Origin of the sequence: Clostridium zeae (assembly GCF_017312485.1) — a bacterium.
Taxonomy (GTDB): domain Bacteria; phylum Bacillota; class Clostridia; order Clostridiales; family Clostridiaceae; genus Clostridium_AR; species Clostridium_AR zeae.
On record NZ_BMBA01000004.1, the window covers coordinates 71,943 to 90,847 of the forward strand.

Here is an 18,905-nt window from a genome sequence, read left to right on the forward strand (position 1 = left end):
CAATTTATGAAACAATCTGACCTTAATTATATAACTTTAATGTCTTCTTATAACCAAATTTATATAACAATGCTACTCCTATTATAGCTAATACTAGATCATAAATTATCACACTATATCCTGTATGGTTATCAATTACCAAATTAAAGAGATATATTATATTAAAATTGATTACAGTATTTAATGATAACGCTGAAAAAAACACACCTGTAAGTATTACATAAAAGACAGGCACTATATATGCTGCTAATTTACTTTCAGTAGCAGTTGCAATCCCAAAGATGAGAGTAGAGAACGCTACTGATGATAATGATACTATTAGCAGTATTACAACAATATATAGTATCTTCGAATGGTCATAAAGACTTGTAAATGCGCCACTATTTAATCTTTCTGCTGATGGTGCCTTTACTCCATGCATTATAATAAGCCATACTATCATTATTCCGTGACATATTGCATATACCATAAAGGTTACTAAACTATTAACTGCTAGTTTGACCTTGTAATAAGTTTTTAGATCTACAATTTCCATAAGCTTATTTATAAAACCTCTATCTTTATCTCTGATTATTGAGGTTGAATAAATTAACGCTGTTACTACAGGTCCTATATAACCTATATATGAAAAGTGTGATATTCTTATATAATAATCTACTCCATCTAAACCTGGATAAGGAAACCTTAGCTCTTCCAAAAATGGTATAGCTAAAGATGCTAGAACTATTAGTATCGAAAGCATAATTCTCCACGAAAATATTGCTTTTTTCAGTTCAAGTTTAAAATATGTTTTCACCGATATCCCCCCTTTAATATTTATCTGCAACAGCCCCTAATGTAGCCGCTTTGATATAATTTTGATTTTTTAACTTATTTAAGGAATCTGTGTCTCCACTTACAACTACACCTATTATCTTTAGATCATCTTTTTTAACCTCACCTTTACCTTGACTCAATTTGTTAAATATATTTTTATATATTGACGCGACCATTTTATCTTTACTTCCCATAGTAATTGCACCAATGAACATTTCTTCTGGATTATCAATCTTATTTCCTAGTAAGTCTAAAGCTTTTATTCCATACACATAGTTTTCTTCAAAAACTACGCTATCTTTATTGCTCTTTTCATTTTTATCAGACATACCTGCCATACTTAAATCCTTTTCATTATAAGTATCTACCCAATACCAATTTAAAGTAATTTCCTTAGGAAGCATTTCTCTTACTTCGTCTATGGTATATGCTTTATCAAAAGATAACGACATCTCTGCTAGCTTATTCGCACCAATCTTATCGATAACATCTAAATTATTTATATAATTATCATATTTTACAGAAGGATGATAAAATTTCATAATGCGCTTTCCAGCTTTGTTATAACTTGTTATTTCATTTATATTACTACCACCAAACAAGGTAAATCCTAAATCACCGTATACTCCATTAAATAAAGGAAATCCATATCCCTCCTTATAACTTCCATCTGTTATAGGTTTGTTACCTAAGAATCTATATCTTACAAAATCTATTTCCCCTGTAAAAATCCTATCATCAAACTGAATATTCCCTATATAAGCATTTGGCATACTTATATTATACCAAGTACTTAAATCCATCTGCTTCTGTCCTCCCATATTATTTAAAATTTTTGCGTTAGATATCAGTACTACAAAACTTAATATAATTACTATCATTAGACTTAATATAATTGTTCTTAATACAGAAAAGAGTTTAGCCTTTTTTATAACTTTACTAAAAACAGGCTTTTCTTTTTCTCCAAACAACTCTTTTAATTTTTCATCATCACTTTTCATATCTATCCCTCCAAACCTTCTTGAACTGTTCTCTTGCTCTAGACAAATAAGTCTTAACAGTATTCTCATTTATATCCAAAAGCTCTGAGATTTCTTTATAAGATAAACCCATTTCATACTTAAACACCAATAGATTCTTATGAATATCACTAATAGAATTTAAAACTTTAAGAATCTCTTCCTTCTGTTCTAAATCTAAAATAAAATCCTCAACAAGTTTGCTGTCTGATAAGCTTTCCTTAAAGATATCTTCATCTATGCTCATATGAATATGCCTATTGTTCTTCCTACACAAATCATAATATTTATTAATTGCAACCTTAAAAAGCCATGAAGACATCTTATCAGCTTGTATTCCATCAATGTACTTTAGTGCTTTATAGAAGGTATCTTGTACTATATCTTCTGCATTATCTTGGCTGCAACCAAGCTTTATCAAATACTTATGAATGAGCTTCATTTTTTGCTCAAACATCTCATTAATTAATCCATAGCTCATTCTGTCCTCCCTCTATAAAGTAAATATTTTTGGTAAAGTTTAAGTTTATCACTATGCCTAACTATTGTAATAATCTTAATTCCTTTGTTATGAAGCGCTTCATTAAGTAATACATATACCCAAATAGAAACAATAATCTTATAAAACTCAGTTTTTTACAAATGAACCTTATGTCTCTAATTTAGGTATCTATTACTAAGACGTTCTATGTTCAAATATGTATACAACTATTTTACTTAAAAAAAGGATAATAAAGAAATAAAATTTATATTTCCTCATTATCCTTCTAATCAATTTAAGTAGCACTAACTATTTCCTGGAAAATAAATCCATTTAATTAAAGTTATGTACACTTCTCCTTAAACCGCCACTCATCACTTCTTAAATATTTTTAAATACAAGTCAAGGTTAAATCAATTCTTTTAATTCTTTCGCAGCTAATGTTATATCATCCTTACCTAAAATGTCGGAAATTACTGCCACTCCTTCGATGTTCGCAGGTTTTAAAAGGGCTACATTTTTTGATGAAATACCTCCAATAGCTACTACTGGAATGGATACACTTTCTTTTATTGCCTTAAGTAATTCTATCGATACTGACTTTGCATCATCCTTTGAAATTGTTGGAAATATAGCTCCAACGCCTATGTAATCAGCTCCATCTTTTTCTGCCTTTTTAGCTTCTTCAACAGTTGAGGTAGACACACCGACAATCTTATCCTGTCCAACTATTTTTCTCACTATTTCACAAGGCATATCACTTTGGCCTACATGAATCCCTTCAGCATCAACTGCCAGTGCAATATCTATTCTATCATTTATTATAAGAGGAATATTGTAACTACTAGTAACAGCCTTAACTTTTAATGCAACTTTATAAAAATCAAAAGTACTTATATCTTTTTCTCTAAGCTGAACTAAAGTGGCTCCACCTTTTATTGCATCTTCTACAGCTGTAGTTATATCTCTTCCACTTAGTATTCCTCTATCTGTTACAAGATAAAGCTTGTAATCTATGTTACTCTTCATTTATTCTTCCTCTTTCAACTATTACATTTTCATTTAGATTGTATATGCCATCTATTATTCTTGATTTTAATGTGCCTGTACCTTCATTATTCTTATCTAGATTTTCGTACGCAACTTCTCCTGCAATACTCATAGAAGTAATTCCTGCAAGTGCTGCTATAAGTGCACTGTCTGCTGCTCCTAGGTATGAACCAATTAGTGAAGTACACATACAACCTGTACCTGTAATTTTAGCCATAATCTTATGTCCATTATGAGCTGTATATAGTGTATCTCCATCTGTTATGATATCCACTGCTCCTGTTATAGCAACTACTGTATTTAACTTCTTTGCAAAGTTTTTTGCCACTTCTTTTGCTATTGTAAACTTATCAGCATTTTCGTCTATAGTTTCTCCTGAGTCTACTCCTTTAGTTTGAGTTTCTATTCCGTATAAAGTCTTTATTTCTGAAAGGTTTCCTCTTACAACGGATAACTTTACTTCATCTAATATTCTCTTTGCAACTTCTGTTCTATAAGCTGTTGCACCAGCACCAACTGGATCTAAAACAACAGGAATATTTAACTCGTTAGCTTTTTTACCGCCTTCAACCATTGCCTCTACAGTTCTGCTATTTAAAGTTCCAATATTTATAACGAAAGCTGAAGCTAGTGATACCATGTCACGTACTTCGTTGATATCGTCAGCCATTACTGGTGATCCACCTATTGCTAAAGTTATATTAGCACAATCATTTACAGTTACATAGTTTGTTATATGATGTACTAAAGGAGTTTTCTCCCTTACACTGTTTAATGCTTCTGAAACCTTTTTATTTATTTCCATTTGTTAATCTACCTCCAGGTTAATATTATTAAATCTCACAATTATTTAACTAGGATTTGTCATTCGAATAAGTTTAATTTTTTTACTGTATAATCATAAAAAACTTCTAGCCCAATTGAAATATCTATGTTTAACGGCAATAAAAATTTTATATTTTCCTTTACAATAAAAAAGCACAAATCCATAGGATTTGTGCTTAAATTAACATTTCAAATAAACAACTTCCTACGCTGGCATTACCCAGTTCAGGTTTTAGGGTCAAAGAATTGCGGTTCTTAATCTCAGTTGGCCTAATCCAACACCCCTGTGTTAAGGATGTACTACTTCAATAGGAAAATTATTTTCGAAGTATATATAGTAATAACATATGCTTAAAAACTTTAGTTCTAATGAAGGTAGTATATCTCTAAGTACATATTTAGCTTTATAGAATCATAATAACATATCAATATATTTCCTTCAAGTAAATGATGCAAACATTAAAAATTATAGTTACTAATTAACGTTTCTTTGCTTCAGCAGCTTCTGCATTGGCCTTTGTCACGTGAACAGTACCGTGTGGATGTTGAGGAGGTGCATAAATTGAATATAATTTAAGAGGTACATTTCCTGTATTAATTACATTATGCCATGTGCCGGCTGGAACCATGATTGCAAATTCATCTGCAACATTTGCTTGAAAATCCATTTTCTCTTTAGTCTTTCCCATCCTAACAATCCCTTGTCCTTGTTCAATTCTTAAAAACTGATCAACATTAGGATGAATTTCAAGTCCGATACTATCTCCAATACCAATACTCATTAAGGTAACTTGAAGGTGTCTTCCTGTCCACAAAGCAGTACGAAAAGTATTATTCTGTTTTGTAGCTTCATTAATATTAACGGTATAAGGTTGTGGCCCATAATCTTTTAGAGTAACTTTACTTCCACCGCCAATAGCTGTTGGTTGTGGTGTATCAGCTCTAAATCCGTATACCTCTTCATCATTGAAAGGAACATAATATGACTCAAAATCTCTATTTTGCTGATTGTGATATGGGTTATGGTATTGATTTTGATATTGATTGTAGTGTTGATGATGATACATTGGTGTGTTATAGAGATAGGTATTAGGATAGGTGTAATAACCATAGTACATATTGTATGGATTATACATGGCCATATTATTATAATAAGGATTTGGGTAACTCCAATAATTGTTGTTCATGTTATTCCTTCTTTTTATAATTTTACAGAATCATATTATGTTATAATTCTGTAGATGTGCATGTATACACTTTAAAAAAAGTTTTTATCAAAGCTTGCATTATATCTTTAAATAATATCAATTAATAGGTTGTAGTATATTAGCCAAATTAATTAGTATTTTCCTCTCACTTAATTGATTTTTTTCATCATAGACAAAAAATGATAATTCAACACAATTTCTCGCATTATGGAAATTATCAAATTCTCCTTTAGTTACTTCAAAATATTCATATACCGGTGATTTTAGATATTTTGCACTTAGAGATGAATGGAAAGAATATTGATTAGTTTTTTCTGTAGCCTTTAAAGAAGCTGTAAAGGTACTTCTATCTATCAAACCATTCTCATAGTTTGACAATTCTCTAAATAATTCCGGCGACCCTACATATCCACTAACTAAATCATATTGTAAATTAAGATTGTGGTTACCTTTAAGATTATAATTACGTTGTAGATTGTTTTTAGTAAACAATATCCAAGGAATCGATGGACCGTGAAAATTCTTACATTTAACCTTAGGATCTTTAAATACAGAAGTATCAAAATCAAAAATAGTAACCACAGCCTTTATATCTGGATTATATTTAGCTCCCATTTGCTCTATTGCCTTGCGTTTAGCCCATATTATAGCTTGTTCTTTTATATTTGTAGTGTAAAACCCTCTACCAAAATCAGCTGTTTTTCTGCATTCTTTATAATTAATTTTTCTTATCTCCACATTCGACCCATGATATAAATACATATAAGCCTCCCTCAATATATTATTAAAATTTAATTTGTAACCTGATTTAGTCACAACCATAATTCAAATTTTCAATTAGATCACTATAATATTTTTACAAGACTTGTTTTATTGCTTATACATGAAGATAATCAGCCAACCCATTTAATCTTATTTCATTTAGCTCCACAGCATTAAAAACTCCAGCATCATAAAGATTTAAAAACTCTTCAGACACGCTTTTATTAAAAATTAGCATATCATCAGTGTTTATAGTAACTTTAACACCATTGTCATATAGTTTTCTAATGGGATGAACATTATATTTCTCAACTCTACTAAGTAAAACATTGCTTGTTGGACATACATTAAGTTGTATTTTGTTATCATTTAGCCATTTCATTACACTTTTAGAGCTTGCAGCTGCAATTCCATGCTGAACCTGATCAAGTTCCAATTCTTCCACAGCCTTTTTAACTAAATCAGCAGTTCCAAACTCACCGACATGAGCTTTCAAAATCAAACCTTTCTCTTTAGCTCGCCTGTAAACTTTTTTTAAAGTTGGTATAGTGGGTTCATTTCCATAAACATCAATTGATTTAAAATATTTTTTTGATAAAGCTAACTCTAAAAGTAGACACATAATATCGATATGAGTAGATGTCTTAAAACCAATCTCTGGTATAAAAATAACATTGGGAGCAAAACTATGGTGTAACCTTTCTAATTGATCTATTAACTTTTCAACCTGATATCCATAATGAAAAATAACATCTGCATCTATACTCATATTTAGAACCTTAATTCCATCATTTTGTGCCTGTGCAAAAGCAGCTTCTATACGTTTTTCATAACCTAAAAGTCCCCTAAACAAAGGATTTATATTTTTATTGTTCCACAGCTGCATTTCATGAAGATTCTTGAACTTATCAGAAGGCCTCGCTATACTTTTCCCAATCCAATCTTCGATGTATTTTATATTACCGCCTCTTGCACTGTGGTTATGCAAATCACTTTTAGGTATTGTTTTCATTACATTTAAATCATTATTTTTAAGCGCCCTTATAAATTCCTCTTTCATGTTGCCCTCTTATTATGGATGTACCACTTCATAATAAAATTTATTATTTTTAAATTCTCTCACCAGAAGCCGTGAGAGCTTTAAAAGTAGATTTCGGATTGAAGTGGTACATCTATACAAATAACTTTAATACTAAAACTTTCTATAATCGTAGTATATGTCTATCAAGTTAAAACTGTTTATATCTTAAATCAGCTTGCGCTTTATTTTTATTAAAATATAACAAAAAGAGAGATAGAATCTATCTCTCTTTTATGGATACACCACTTAGCAATAAAATTCATATTTTTAAGTTCTCTCCCCAGAAATCATGAGAGTTTTAAAAATAGATTTCGGTTCAAACTGATACATCTTTATCAAACCACATTTCTAATATCCTCATCACTATAAAATCTATAAATTGCTATTAAGAAAAATACTACTGCAAAGGCAATTATTATTAATATATTCATGTAGATAGAAGTAAATTTCTTTCCTGTTTGTAGGCTTGTAAGTCCACTTAACACCCACTTTTGAGGCATGAAGTCCGAAATTCTTTGAAGATATTTCGGCATAGCTTCTATTGGAATAAAGCATCCTGAAAGTAAGCATGTTGGAGTAACTATTAAATTTTGAAGCGCTCCAACTCCCCCAAAACTCTTTGCAAAAGCTACAGTTAGCAAAGAAAATCCAATTGCTACAAAGCCAAACAATAAAAGTAACGCCAATACCTCCATAAATGGTATTCCCATATCTATCTTAAAAACTTTGGTTAAAGCTAATAAAGTTATAATCATTTCTATAGATATAATGATAAAATTCAATATCACATTTGCAGCGATATACTTTTTAGCACTTATTGGAGCTGTAGATATCCTAAAATAGGTCTTATTTTGCTTTTCCTTAAGTATTATCTCTGATAAATTTCCTGCAGACATAAGTACTATCATTATCAAATATCCTATGGATTGAGATGTCATGTCTTTATTTTTAGATTTATCTTTTACTGAGCTTACTATCAAGTTAAATTTATTGTTTATATAATTATTATATAGATTTTTAAATATCTCATCATTTCCTTTTGAAACTTTGCTTATTTCTACAATATTGTTTATATAGTTATATAGATATGACTTTACATATGCAGTTCCTTGCTCGCCTTTTATAGAGGTTATTTCTATTTTTTCAGGCTTTCCATTTAAAACGCCTTTGGAAAATCCGTCTCTTATGATTAAAACACAGTCTAACTTCCCTGAGGCTACTTTATCATTAATTTCGGCTTCATCTATATTACTAAACTTAAAGCTTCCGAGCTTTTGCATATATTCTATAAGATCTTTTGCTATATAATTGTTATCATTGTTTACTATCCCTACCCTTAAGCCACTTTGTCCATTTCCTCCGAATATAACCAAAGAAATAATTATTCCTATCATAGGTGCAAATATATATAAAATTATATTTGATTTTTTTCTAAAGGTAACCATTAAGCCATTTTTCACTAACCACAATATATCCTTCATATTAAAGAGCCTCCCTTCTTCCTGATATCACACTTGCAATTATTAAAAACAAGCAAGCAACTGTCATATTAAATACTACCGCTGGTATAATAGCTGCATTATTTCCAGAATAAATAACCTTATTAATCGCTTCGTTACTCCAGCTTAAAGGAGAAAGCTTTACTAAAAGCTTCAATATTCCTCCATAGTTATCTATATCATCAATTGGAAAATATGCACCTCCAACAAAAGAAGCTACTTGAATTATGAGCATTACAACCGTCCTAGGAGTCTCTGGCTTTTTTGCTAAATAACTAACACCTAGTCCTAGACTTACAGCTAGTATAACTTCAGTTAGAAGAACCAAAAGTATCAACCCTAGGTTGTCTCCCCAGTTAGCCTTAAATGCAAACTTACTTACAACTACAACCAACAGAACACATAAAAAATTTGCTCCTATTCCTCCCAAAATTTTTCCTATTAATATTTCACTTTTCTTTAATGGCGCTGAAATCAATCTACTTGCTGTCTTGTTTAGTCTTTCTCCTCTAATTAAAAAACATGCAGATATAGCTCCATATAAAGCTATCATAGTTGTCATAGATACAGCATAATAATCAATAGAACTAGAAACCTTTTTAGAATTTAATGAAGTTTCTTTTATGTAATTATTCATATTAGAAGCATTTATAACTGTAGCAACGGCTTCTGGCTTAACCTTAACCACCTCTGAAACTAATTTATACTTATCAATAAAGCCTTTTAACATCCCTTCAATTATACTTCCTTCAATAGAGTCTCTATCATTTTCATATAATTTAACACCCTCATTATTTATTTCAATATAAGCTTGATATTTGCGTTTTTCCACTTCAGTTACTGCTTCAGCTTCATTGTCTGCTTTCTCAAACTTCATTCCTTCCTTACCACTTTGCTTTATAAATTCATCAAAATATTTAGAGAATTCCTTATTGCTATTATCTTTATAAATAACACTTATTTTAACTAATGAAATTGACTTATCACTTCCAAAAACACCTGAAAGAGCTGTACCCAGCACTAAAATAAGTACTAATGGAAACGCCATCATAAACACAAGAGTTCTTGTGTCTCTAATTGTAGATTTAAGCTCCTTTAGAGCAATACTTACTATATTCAATCTTTCTTCCTCCTAAATTAGTCTCTTAAGGTTCTTCCTGTTAATGTTAAAAACACTGTCTCTAAATTAGCTGTCTTAGCTTCAATATTTTTTATCTCTATATCACTATTTATAAAATATTGAATTATCTTATTTAAATTATTTACTGTTACCTCAGAATTTATCGTCACTAAATCTTCTTCAATTTTTACTGCTTTTACTCCATTTATCTTTTTTATTTCATTTTCATCTAATCTTTCTACTGACCTTACTTTAATCAAATGTTCACTTGTATCTGTAACTATAAGCTTTAGCTCTTCTTTTGTTCCATCTGCAATTATTTTTCCATGATCTATTATTGCTATTCTTGAACAAATCTCTTCTACTTCCTCCATATAGTGGCTTGTATAAATTATGGTACACCCCATTCTATTTAGTTCTTTAACAGATTCAAGTATATAGTTTCTTGACTGTGGATCAATTCCAACTGTTGGTTCATCCATTATTATAAGTTTTGGTTTATGAGCAATTGCGCAAGCTATATTTAGTCTTCTCTTCATACCACCAGAAAAGTTTTTAGGATAATCTTTCTTTTTATCCATTAGCCCAACAAATTTTAAGGCTTCTTCTGAACTTTTCTTAAGGGCCTCTCCCCTTAAACCATACAACCCAGCAAAGAACTTAACATTTTCATATGCCGTTAAATCTTCATATATAGCAATATCTTGAGGAACTATCCCAAGATTCATCTTTGCAAATCTGCTATTTCTTTTTATATCCTTTCCAAGTATGTTGATACTTCCTTCATTACTTTTTAAAAGTCCTGAAATCATATTTATTGTTGTGCTTTTACCAGCTCCGTTTGAGCCCAAAAAACCAAATATCTCTCCTTCTTCTACTGTTAATGACATATTATCTACTGCAATAAAATCTCCATATTTCTTTGTAAGATTTTTTATCTCTAATGCATTCATTAAATCACCTCAAAATATACTTTTTTCAACTGATGTTTTTATTATATAAAAAAAAGATAAACCTATTTAGTCAATAAGTTCACCTTTTCATATGAAAATATTCATATTCAATACATGAATTTTTACACATTATTTTATAGGTAATAGAGTCGTTACTGTAAACCCATTAGTTCCGTCTACAATTATTTTACCATCTACTGCGGCTGTCCGCTCCTCCATACCTACAATCCCTAATCCTTTTTTTATAAGCTTAGTTCCTTTACCATTATCTTTAACTTCCGCTTTAATAAATTTATTTAGAACCTCAATATTTACTAATATATTTGTTGCCTCAGAATATTTCATTGAGTTTGTAAGGGCCTCTGATATATTTTCAAATATTATCTTCCATTGCATATAAGATATTTTATCAATATCACCTTTATAAATAAAAGCTGTTTTAATTCTGCTTTTTTCTATAAATTCATCTATTACGAACTTAAGCCTATTGATTCCCATCTGCTCTTTAGGAGGTTTTATATTTTTCAAAGTTATTCTTATTTCCTCTATACCTTCTTTAGAAATATTTATTGAATTTGTAAGTAATTCTTTTGCCTTTTCTTTGTCTATGTCTAATAGAGATTTTGCTGCTTCCATCTGAATTAATGCTCCAGTCATCGAATGCCCTATCTTATCATGAATTTCTTGTGACAGTCTATTTCTCTCTTCTAACTTAAAGGTATATTCTGATTGCCTTAAAAATTCTTTGTTTTCATTAAAGCTTTTTGTTAATTTGTGCATATCCATTCTCAGCTTATCTGCTTGGCTCTCTAAATAGGCACACCTATTAGAATATTTTTTTGCCATAATAAAAATAACATAACTAAGTCCTAATATAATTAAATAATTCGCTGCTATAGTTCTATCTAGTAAAGGTATTGGAACCATCGCAAGTACTAGCTCTAAAATCTTTTTTTCTAAGTAATAATCACTTATTTCATATATGTTAATAGGTAAAAAAAGAATGGTTATAGGATAAACAAAAAAAAGTCCTGTAATAATTAATACTATAGAAAGTGTATTAAATATCTTCTTATTTCTATGTTTTTTTTGAATGTAAATACTACTATTCAACGCACAGTATATTAAGAGCCATAAAACTACTATCCCTTTGTTTTCCATACCAGAATTGATATATTCTATTATTGTGTAAAGAATAATTATTAACTTGCTTATAATTATCGAGTTTTCCATAATTCTTCCTCTTTATTCTAAATCGCCTTTTATAAAATATATAGCTATCTGGGTTCTATGTTCAAGTGAAGTCTTTCCTAAAATTGAAGTAATGTAATTAGCAACTGTTCCTTCTGAAATAAAAAGAGTTTTTGAAATTTCTTTGTTTGAATAACCTTTAGCTATTAAGCTCATAACATCTAATTCTCTTTCTGTAAACAAGCTTCTATCTATTTTGCATTCTTTTTCACGCTTGTTTTCCTTCAAATGCTCTTTTATCTTATCTAATACTACTTCTTGCATTACGGTATTTCCATTATATACACTTATTAAGGCATCTTTAATCTTCTCTGGATCATTATTTTTCAGCAAATATCCTTTTGCTCCATTCTTAATGGCATCAACTATATATTCATCATCATCAAAGGTTGTTAATATTAAGGGCTTTGTTTTTGTCTTTTCAGCTATAAGCTTTGTAGCTTCCACCCCATTCATATCTGGCATTCTAACATCTAAAATAGCTATATCTACATCATTGTTAATACAATACTCTACAGCTTCTCTGCCATCATTTAAGGTTTGTAATATTTCAAATTCTTCAAAGGTGCTTAAAATTATTTTCATTCCCTCTCTTATAAAGGAATTATCATCTGCTATAATTATTTTTATTTTCATCGTAAATACCTTCCTTAGGCTTTTATAAAGTTTCTATAAATGAGCTATTTAATACGATATATTATATTTTACTTTTCCAAAAAACACTATAGAAATTATTTTATTGATGAATAACTTCTTATTAAATTTACTCAACTCAAACTATATTATAGATATCCCAGTTCTATTTAATAAATATATTAACTATTAATGTAAATTTTGATTACAATTGGAGCTAGATTATCTATAGTTGAATCTTAATTACGAATAAATAAAAATGAAGCAGTTAAAGCATGCTGTTAAAAAAAATCCATAAAAATAAGAAGTACCCCCAAAGTCTGAGGATTCTTCTTAATTTTTTCAGTAAAAATAGATATTATATTTTAAGACTATTGTTGAAATTAAGTGGTTATGCAAGGCATAGGTTAATTAAAGCATCGGATGATTAACCACTTAATTTCAGCACGCTTTTTAAGGCCTATAATCGTGTTTAAAAACCATAATTATCTTCGAATAAATCATTAAGTTCATCTAAATCTGCTTTATCTTCATTAGTATCAGTATTTAAATCAATGATAACACTTCTTTTTCTATTTCTTGAAAGTTTTCTTTTATTCTTGTCTTCTAAAGCCATCTTTATTAATTTTATTGATTCTGTTGGAGTTTCACAGCCGCCAAGCACTACTATATTGTTCTTGTTATTGTATGTTATATAAGTGCTTCTATAAACTTCAAATAACTTAGATACTTCATATGGATCGTATCCATCAATTTTCAGGTTTATTCCTAGGTAATCACAGTCATAGGTATCTGGTTGAACAAATACGCTGTTTTGTATAGCTAAATCAACAGCTGTTTTGGCATCCTTCAAACCATCATATAGTTTTAATACTAAACCTGATCCCTCTGCGGTATTTATTCTAAAGGAATCTTTGTTATCTATGCTTCCATCAGCATGAATTCCTATTATGTTGTATGATAAATCTAAGCTTTCAATAACTTCATTATTTATTTCTTTATATGTATTTCTCTTATTATTATCCACAAACTTAACGTCATTTATCAAATCCATTATACTATTAATATCGTTCCAACATTCTATAGTATTTTTAAATGCTAATTCATCTTCTTTTAAGCTCGGTAATATTGCAACTACATTTACTTTCGCATTTGGTAAAACTTTTTTCGCTATTTGTATAAAGGTCTTGATTGCACCAGAACCAGTTCCTCCAGCCATTGTTGTAAACACTACAACTACTTCTGTTAAAGGATATTTGCTTAGCAATGTTCCTATTGGATTAATATTATCCTTTATCATTTCTTTAGACTTATTTCTATCTCTTCCTGAGCCATCAGTTCCTGGATATAAATATACATTCTTTGACATATCAGCGTTTTTTAATGGCTTAACATCAAACAAGCTACTATTTAAAAACAATCCATTATATCTAGAATTTCTGCTCAATAATCCATCAACTATATTTCCGGCACCTTGTCCTAATGACACTAATAACATTTTTCCTTTTTCCATAATAACTCTCCCTTGATATGTTCTATACATATATTATCGGATAAAATCATCCCAACATTATATATATAAATTTTTTTTTAAAATAATTATATTTTCCACTTAAGCTCACCTATGATTTGCTCGAAAAGAATAAGGGGGGATTGATTATGGATAATAAAGATAAATATATAGATTCTCAAAAAGTTGATTATAGAATTCAAAACAAAAAGAGAGGCGAAATATTATACTATTCTATTGATCAAGTTGCTGATTTATTAAAAGAGGATATTGGTAACATTAAATATTATACAAATATATTTGATGATCTTCTTAAAATAGAAATAGTTCATAAAGAACTACGCTATACAAATAATGATGTTGACAAATTAGAGCTACTCATAAAACTTAAGAATAGAGGTATGACTCTTAAAGAAATCGAAGATTACTATAATAAATTACCATTAGATGATACTGAGGTTGAATACTCAGAAAGTAATCTCTTATCAGTGGAAGATCTTATTAAATCAATTAAAAAAGAACAACAAATTCAACTTGATAATTTTAAGACTGAATTCATTAAAGATATACAAAATGCAAACTCACTAATTCTTCAAAATATTACTTCATCAATCATTGAGGCTCAAAGTAAAAGTCTTAATGAATTTAAACAAACTCTACAAACGGAGCTTGAGGAATATCTTGACTCAAAATTCGATAATTTTAATGAAATTAACAGTGGGTTACATGACAAGCTTCTGACAAATATTTCAGAGGTTATTTCTGAAAAGATTCACCTTAAAAATAACGAACTAAAACTCCATTTGCAAAGCAACTTTGATAAATTCTCAACGTCCTCTTTGGATGGTAATGAAAGTTTAATAAAAGAAGTAAAAGATTTCAAAAGAGTGATGCAGGATGCCTACTATACTCAATATGAAATCGAAATGAGCACTAATAATGAAACCGGTTTTTTAGGAAAATTACTTCAAGCAATGAAGACAAAATGAAAGTTTAAGAAGTAATTTAGCTATAATTTTTTAATATATCTAAACTAGATAAAATTAAAATTAGCTCCTACTTTAGTAGGAGCTAATTTTGTAAATTAACTAAACCATTTTTTCTTATTTTTATAGTCAATCTTAAAAAGGTTAAGATTGCTCCTATAACACTAATTATTCCTGCAGCTATATATACAGTTTTCATACCATATATAAAGGCATCATTTCTTCCTACTACATAGTCTGTAACTCTATGCCCAATTTTAGAACTCACCATACTATACAGAAGTGTTGTCGCTAAAAATTGTTATCCTTGTCCAATAGAATTTATTAATTTATAAAGTTCCTGCTTATTTCTAGGTATGACTTCAGTAGACTTCACCTGTCCTGTTTTGCATAAATTTTGATAGATTTCAAAAATCATTGGTTTTTCCAAATAACATTCATCAATTAATCTATCATCTGAGAAGATCTCAGTAGGATGTCCTTCCTTGACTATTTCTCCATCCTTCATCACAAAAATATAGTCTGCCCAAGAATATGCAAGTTCCACATCATGAGTAGATAAAATAACTGTTATTCCTCTTTCATTTAATTCATTAAATATTTTCACAATCTGTTTTGAATGCTTAGGGTCAAGACTTGAAGTAGGTTCATCAAAAACTATTATTTCTGGTTCCATCACAAGTATATCTGCAATAGATACTCTTTTTTTCTGTCCATAACTTAAAAAATGAACAGCCTTATCCTTATAATCATACATCCCAACATTTTTTAGAGCTTTATCAACCCTATTCTTCACTTCTACTGCATCAAGTTTTAAGTTCATAGCTCCAAAAGAAACTTCTTGATAGACATTAGCTGAGAACAGTTGATTTTCAGGATCTTGAAAAACAATTCCTACATTTTTTCTTAGTTCCATTAAGGAATTCCTGTTATATTTAAGCTCTTTTCTGTTGTATATTAACTTTCCTTCTGTAGGCTTTAATACACCATTAAAATTCAAAAACAAGGTGGACTTACCTGAACCATTGACACCTAGAAAGGATATTTTCTTTCCTTTCTCTATTTTCAAGTTTATATTATTCAAAGCTTTAGTCCCATCTGGATATTTAAAGCTTAAATTTTCAGTTTCAAGTATGTATTCATTCACTATATAGTCCCTCCTATAATTTAAAAACATTCTTAAGTTTAAAGTGGTTTAGCTTTATGACTTTCTCCTAATAAGATATTCACTACAAGCTATGATTAAAAGGCTTATCTCAGTAATAACAATTAATATGATATCTTTAGAGGAACTTTTATAGTTTTCTTCAAGCAAGTTTATATCACCGTCATAACATCTTGATTCCATAGCTGTATAAATGTCCTGTGAACGCTTGTATGAGCTTATAAATAAGGAGGCGATTAATTTAGCTAATGAATTGTAACTAAGTTTAAGAGTTGAATATCCAAGCCTTGAATTTTGAGATGTATATATCATATTTACCGTGTCTAACAATACAAAAATAAATCTATATATAAGTCCCATTAACTCAATAAACAATTTTGGTACTCTTAATTTTTTTAATACAGATAAAACCTCAAACACTGGCGTACTTAATGTTAGAAAGTATAAGCACGAAACTGAAGCCAGGGACTTAAAGAATAGTCTTGTAGCTGCTTGAAAACTCTCTGTAGTACACCCTAACTTAATGTTTAGTATATTGATTCCAAATATTAAATTATCAGAACTATGAACTATATTTATCGCTATAGTTATTATTCCAACTATCAAAAATGATAATGGTAATGACATTAATTTTACATAAGTTCCAAAGGGGATTTTTCCTTTAAAAACAGTTATTCCTGACATTAGAAGTAGTACTATCACTGAAACATAAGTGCTATTTAAAGCAATGCACATAAACATCGTAAATATAGCAAAAATAAATTTCTCCGTGGAATTCACTCTTCTTAGCTCAGATATATACGCTAATTTATCAATAGAAAACATATTTAATTTTCTGCCTTTCTAGACTTTCCCTTTTGGTATCCAAAATAATAACATACAACACCTGTCCCAATTGAAGCTTGTAAGGCGAAAAGCAAGCTTTCTATTTCTCCACTAGGTGGTTGCCATATAGGTGAAAACCAAGGTTTATAATTCTTATTTATATCTGTTATAGCTTTTTCCGCTTGATCATCAGAACCTGAAAATTCACCGTTTTTAATAAATACAAGTGGAGCCACAGCTATTATTACAACTAATAAAGCCAATATCAAATTTTTTATTAAAAGACTTCTATTTTTTAACTTCACTGCTATTACTCCTCCTCTGGTATTACTTTAAGATCTATTAATTCCTGCTTATTGTAGTTCTTTAACAAATTAAAAATAATCACAGTCAATATCCCTTCACTTATAGCAAGAGGAATTTGAGTAACAGCAAAAATTCCTAAGAACTTAGCTGCAGAAGCTAAAACCCCACCATTTTGATCTGGAAAAGCTAATGAAAGCTGCATTGCCGTTATAACATAGGTCATTAAATCTCCAAGCATCGCAGACAAAAATACAGATATGCTTTGTGATACTTTAAGTTTCTTTAATAACTTGTACAAAAAATATGAAACAAAAGGTCCTGCTATAGCCATAGAAAAGGTATTAGCACCTAAGGTTGTAATGCCTCCATGAGCTAAAAGCAATGCTTGAAATATTAATACAATCACGCCTAAAGCACTCATCACTGTTGGTCCAAAAAGTATCGCTCCAAGACCCACACCTGTAGGATGAGAGCAACTTCCTGTAACTGAAGGTATTTTTAACGCTGACAATACAAACGCAAAAGCTCCTACCATAGCTATTAGCATTTTAGTTCTAGGATTCTCATTTAATTTTTCTCTTATTGTAAAAAAACCAACCACTACAAATGGAATTGCTAAAACTCCCCAAGCAATACACCACTTTGCTGGTAAAAATCCCTCCATTATATGCATTGCATATACAGTTCTAGGTATACATAATAACGCAATAAAAATTCCTAATGCAATTTGATATTTCCTTTTCATATAAATACTCCTATTTTATAGATTTTTATGTTTGTCTCTATTCACTTAATTCTTGATAGCTATAAAAAATTTTTTTAAAATTTAAATTTGCGAATTTAGCTAATTTAAGAATTTTATACTTTCTAAACAGTAAAAAAGTCCTCTTAACTAAAATGTTAAAAGGACACAGCAACAAAACATACTTAATCATATAAAATAAGTAAGCAAATTTTCATTATACCGCCCCTCTCTATCACTCGTAGAGTTAATGATGTTCCACTTCGAATAAAATGTATATTTTCAAATTCTCCTCTTAGAACCCAGAGGAGTTTTGAAAATAGTTTTCGGTTCGAAGTGGTACATCTATAATTGGTGCAAAAATATAGGCAGGTCTTCTGACTCAAGAATCATCATTTAAATACGCCTTCCCTGTTTCCAAGTGACATATATGTATTTAAACTCCTCTAATACAGCTACGGGATAGTTCAGGATTCTTACCTGATTCCCTTTTAATTAATCAATTCGATTAAACCTATATTTTATTATTCAATTTAGACTTTTAGATGAATCACTCCATATATGAATTTATACTTTTGGCGCTTTTAAAACACTGAGTTGAACATAGCCATATTTTTAAATTTTCTCACCATTATCTGAGATAGTTTTAAAAATAGATTTCCTATAGAAGCGT

At 29.7% G+C, this 18,905-nt stretch carries 19 protein-coding genes, 1 pseudogene and 2 riboswitches; of the genes and pseudogenes, 1 reads left to right on the forward strand and 19 read right to left on the reverse strand.

The genetic code is table 11. The features are described from left to right. Positions 1-22: 22 nt before the first annotated feature. From J3477_RS17520 to J3477_RS17585, 14 genes are all read right to left on the reverse strand, one after another. Complete coding sequence (locus J3477_RS17520) at positions 23-796, reverse strand: hypothetical protein (RefSeq protein WP_206871237.1); 774 nt, start codon at positions 794-796, stop codon at positions 23-25. A 13-nt stretch (positions 797-809) separates the two neighbouring features. Next, entirely contained in the window at positions 810-1,817 is a 1,008-nt protein-coding gene (locus J3477_RS17525) for an anti sigma factor C-terminal domain-containing protein (RefSeq protein ID WP_228731303.1), read from the reverse strand. Then, complete coding sequence (locus J3477_RS17530) at positions 1,807-2,316, reverse strand: RNA polymerase sigma factor (protein ID WP_206871238.1); 510 nt, start codon at positions 2,314-2,316, stop codon at positions 1,807-1,809. Before J3477_RS17530 ends, J3477_RS17525 begins: the two co-directional genes overlap by 11 nt. A gap of 408 nt (positions 2,317-2,724) precedes the next feature. Continuing rightward, entirely contained in the window at positions 2,725-3,345 is a 621-nt protein-coding gene (thiE, locus tag J3477_RS17535; RefSeq protein ID WP_206871239.1) for a thiamine phosphate synthase, read from the reverse strand. Further along, positions 3,335-4,171: a hydroxyethylthiazole kinase gene (gene thiM, locus J3477_RS17540; RefSeq protein ID WP_206871240.1), complete on the reverse strand. Its 837-nt coding sequence runs from the start codon at positions 4,169-4,171 to the stop codon at positions 3,335-3,337. Before thiM ends, thiE begins: the two co-directional genes overlap by 11 nt. A gap of 204 nt (positions 4,172-4,375) precedes the next feature. Continuing rightward, a riboswitch (TPP riboswitch) is annotated at positions 4,376-4,487 on the reverse strand. A 183-nt stretch (positions 4,488-4,670) separates the two neighbouring features. Next, positions 4,671-5,378: a cupin domain-containing protein gene (locus J3477_RS17545; protein ID WP_206871241.1), complete on the reverse strand. Its 708-nt coding sequence runs from the start codon at positions 5,376-5,378 to the stop codon at positions 4,671-4,673. A gap of 117 nt (positions 5,379-5,495) precedes the next feature. After that, on the reverse strand, positions 5,496-6,161 hold the full coding sequence (locus J3477_RS17550) for a DUF3990 domain-containing protein (protein WP_206871242.1): 666 nt from the start codon (positions 6,159-6,161) through the stop codon (positions 5,496-5,498). 115 nt (positions 6,162-6,276) lie between these two features. Further along, entirely contained in the window at positions 6,277-7,221 is a 945-nt protein-coding gene (locus J3477_RS17555) for an amidohydrolase family protein (RefSeq protein ID WP_206871243.1), read from the reverse strand. Between the two features lie 356 nt (positions 7,222-7,577). Then, complete coding sequence (locus J3477_RS17560; protein WP_206871244.1) at positions 7,578-8,723, reverse strand: ABC transporter permease; 1,146 nt, start codon at positions 8,721-8,723, stop codon at positions 7,578-7,580. 1 nt (position 8,724) lies between these two features. Further along, positions 8,725-9,861 (reverse strand): ABC transporter permease, encoded by a 1,137-nt coding sequence (locus J3477_RS17565; protein ID WP_206871245.1) that lies wholly within the window; start codon positions 9,859-9,861, stop codon positions 8,725-8,727. Positions 9,862-9,878: 17 nt separating this feature from the next. Continuing rightward, complete coding sequence (locus J3477_RS17570) at positions 9,879-10,814, reverse strand: ABC transporter ATP-binding protein (RefSeq protein WP_206871246.1); 936 nt, start codon at positions 10,812-10,814, stop codon at positions 9,879-9,881. 129 nt (positions 10,815-10,943) lie between these two features. After that, the gene (locus J3477_RS17575) at positions 10,944-12,047 is read right to left on the reverse strand and encodes a sensor histidine kinase (protein ID WP_206871247.1); all 1,104 of its coding nucleotides are present in this window, start codon (positions 12,045-12,047) and stop codon (positions 10,944-10,946) included. 12 nt (positions 12,048-12,059) lie between these two features. Next, complete coding sequence (locus tag J3477_RS17580) at positions 12,060-12,701, reverse strand: response regulator transcription factor (RefSeq protein WP_206871248.1); 642 nt, start codon at positions 12,699-12,701, stop codon at positions 12,060-12,062. Positions 12,702-13,170: 469 nt separating this feature from the next. Next, positions 13,171-14,211 (reverse strand): FtsZ/tubulin family protein, encoded by a 1,041-nt coding sequence (locus J3477_RS17585; RefSeq protein ID WP_206871249.1) that lies wholly within the window; start codon positions 14,209-14,211, stop codon positions 13,171-13,173. 146 nt (positions 14,212-14,357) lie between these two features. Between J3477_RS17585 and J3477_RS17590 the strand changes: the two genes are divergently transcribed. Next, entirely contained in the window at positions 14,358-15,197 is an 840-nt protein-coding gene (locus tag J3477_RS17590) for a helix-turn-helix domain-containing protein (protein WP_206871250.1), read from the forward strand. Positions 15,198-15,279: 82 nt separating this feature from the next. On the opposite strand, the pseudogene J3477_RS17595 reads toward J3477_RS17590, so the two are convergent. From J3477_RS17595 to J3477_RS17615, 5 genes and pseudogenes are all read right to left on the reverse strand, one after another. Further along, positions 15,280-15,489, reverse strand: a pseudogene (locus tag J3477_RS17595) (MFS transporter); the annotation flags it as partial. 6 nt (positions 15,490-15,495) lie between these two features. Then, positions 15,496-16,341, reverse strand: coding sequence for an energy-coupling factor ABC transporter ATP-binding protein (locus tag J3477_RS17600; RefSeq protein ID WP_206871251.1), 846 nt, complete (start codon positions 16,339-16,341; stop codon positions 15,496-15,498). A 54-nt stretch (positions 16,342-16,395) separates the two neighbouring features. Beyond that, a complete protein-coding gene (gene cbiQ / locus J3477_RS17605) occupies positions 16,396-17,184 on the reverse strand; it encodes a cobalt ECF transporter T component CbiQ (RefSeq protein WP_206871252.1) in 789 nt (262 codons plus the stop codon). A 2-nt stretch (positions 17,185-17,186) separates the two neighbouring features. After that, positions 17,187-17,495: an energy-coupling factor ABC transporter substrate-binding protein gene (locus J3477_RS17610; protein ID WP_206871546.1), complete on the reverse strand. Its 309-nt coding sequence runs from the start codon at positions 17,493-17,495 to the stop codon at positions 17,187-17,189. Next, entirely contained in the window at positions 17,495-18,235 is a 741-nt protein-coding gene (locus J3477_RS17615; RefSeq protein WP_206871253.1) for an energy-coupling factor ABC transporter permease, read from the reverse strand. Before J3477_RS17615 ends, J3477_RS17610 begins: the two co-directional genes overlap by 1 nt. Before the next feature lie 347 nt (positions 18,236-18,582). After that, positions 18,583-18,765: riboswitch (cobalamin riboswitch) on the reverse strand. Positions 18,766-18,905: the final 140 nt, after the last annotated feature.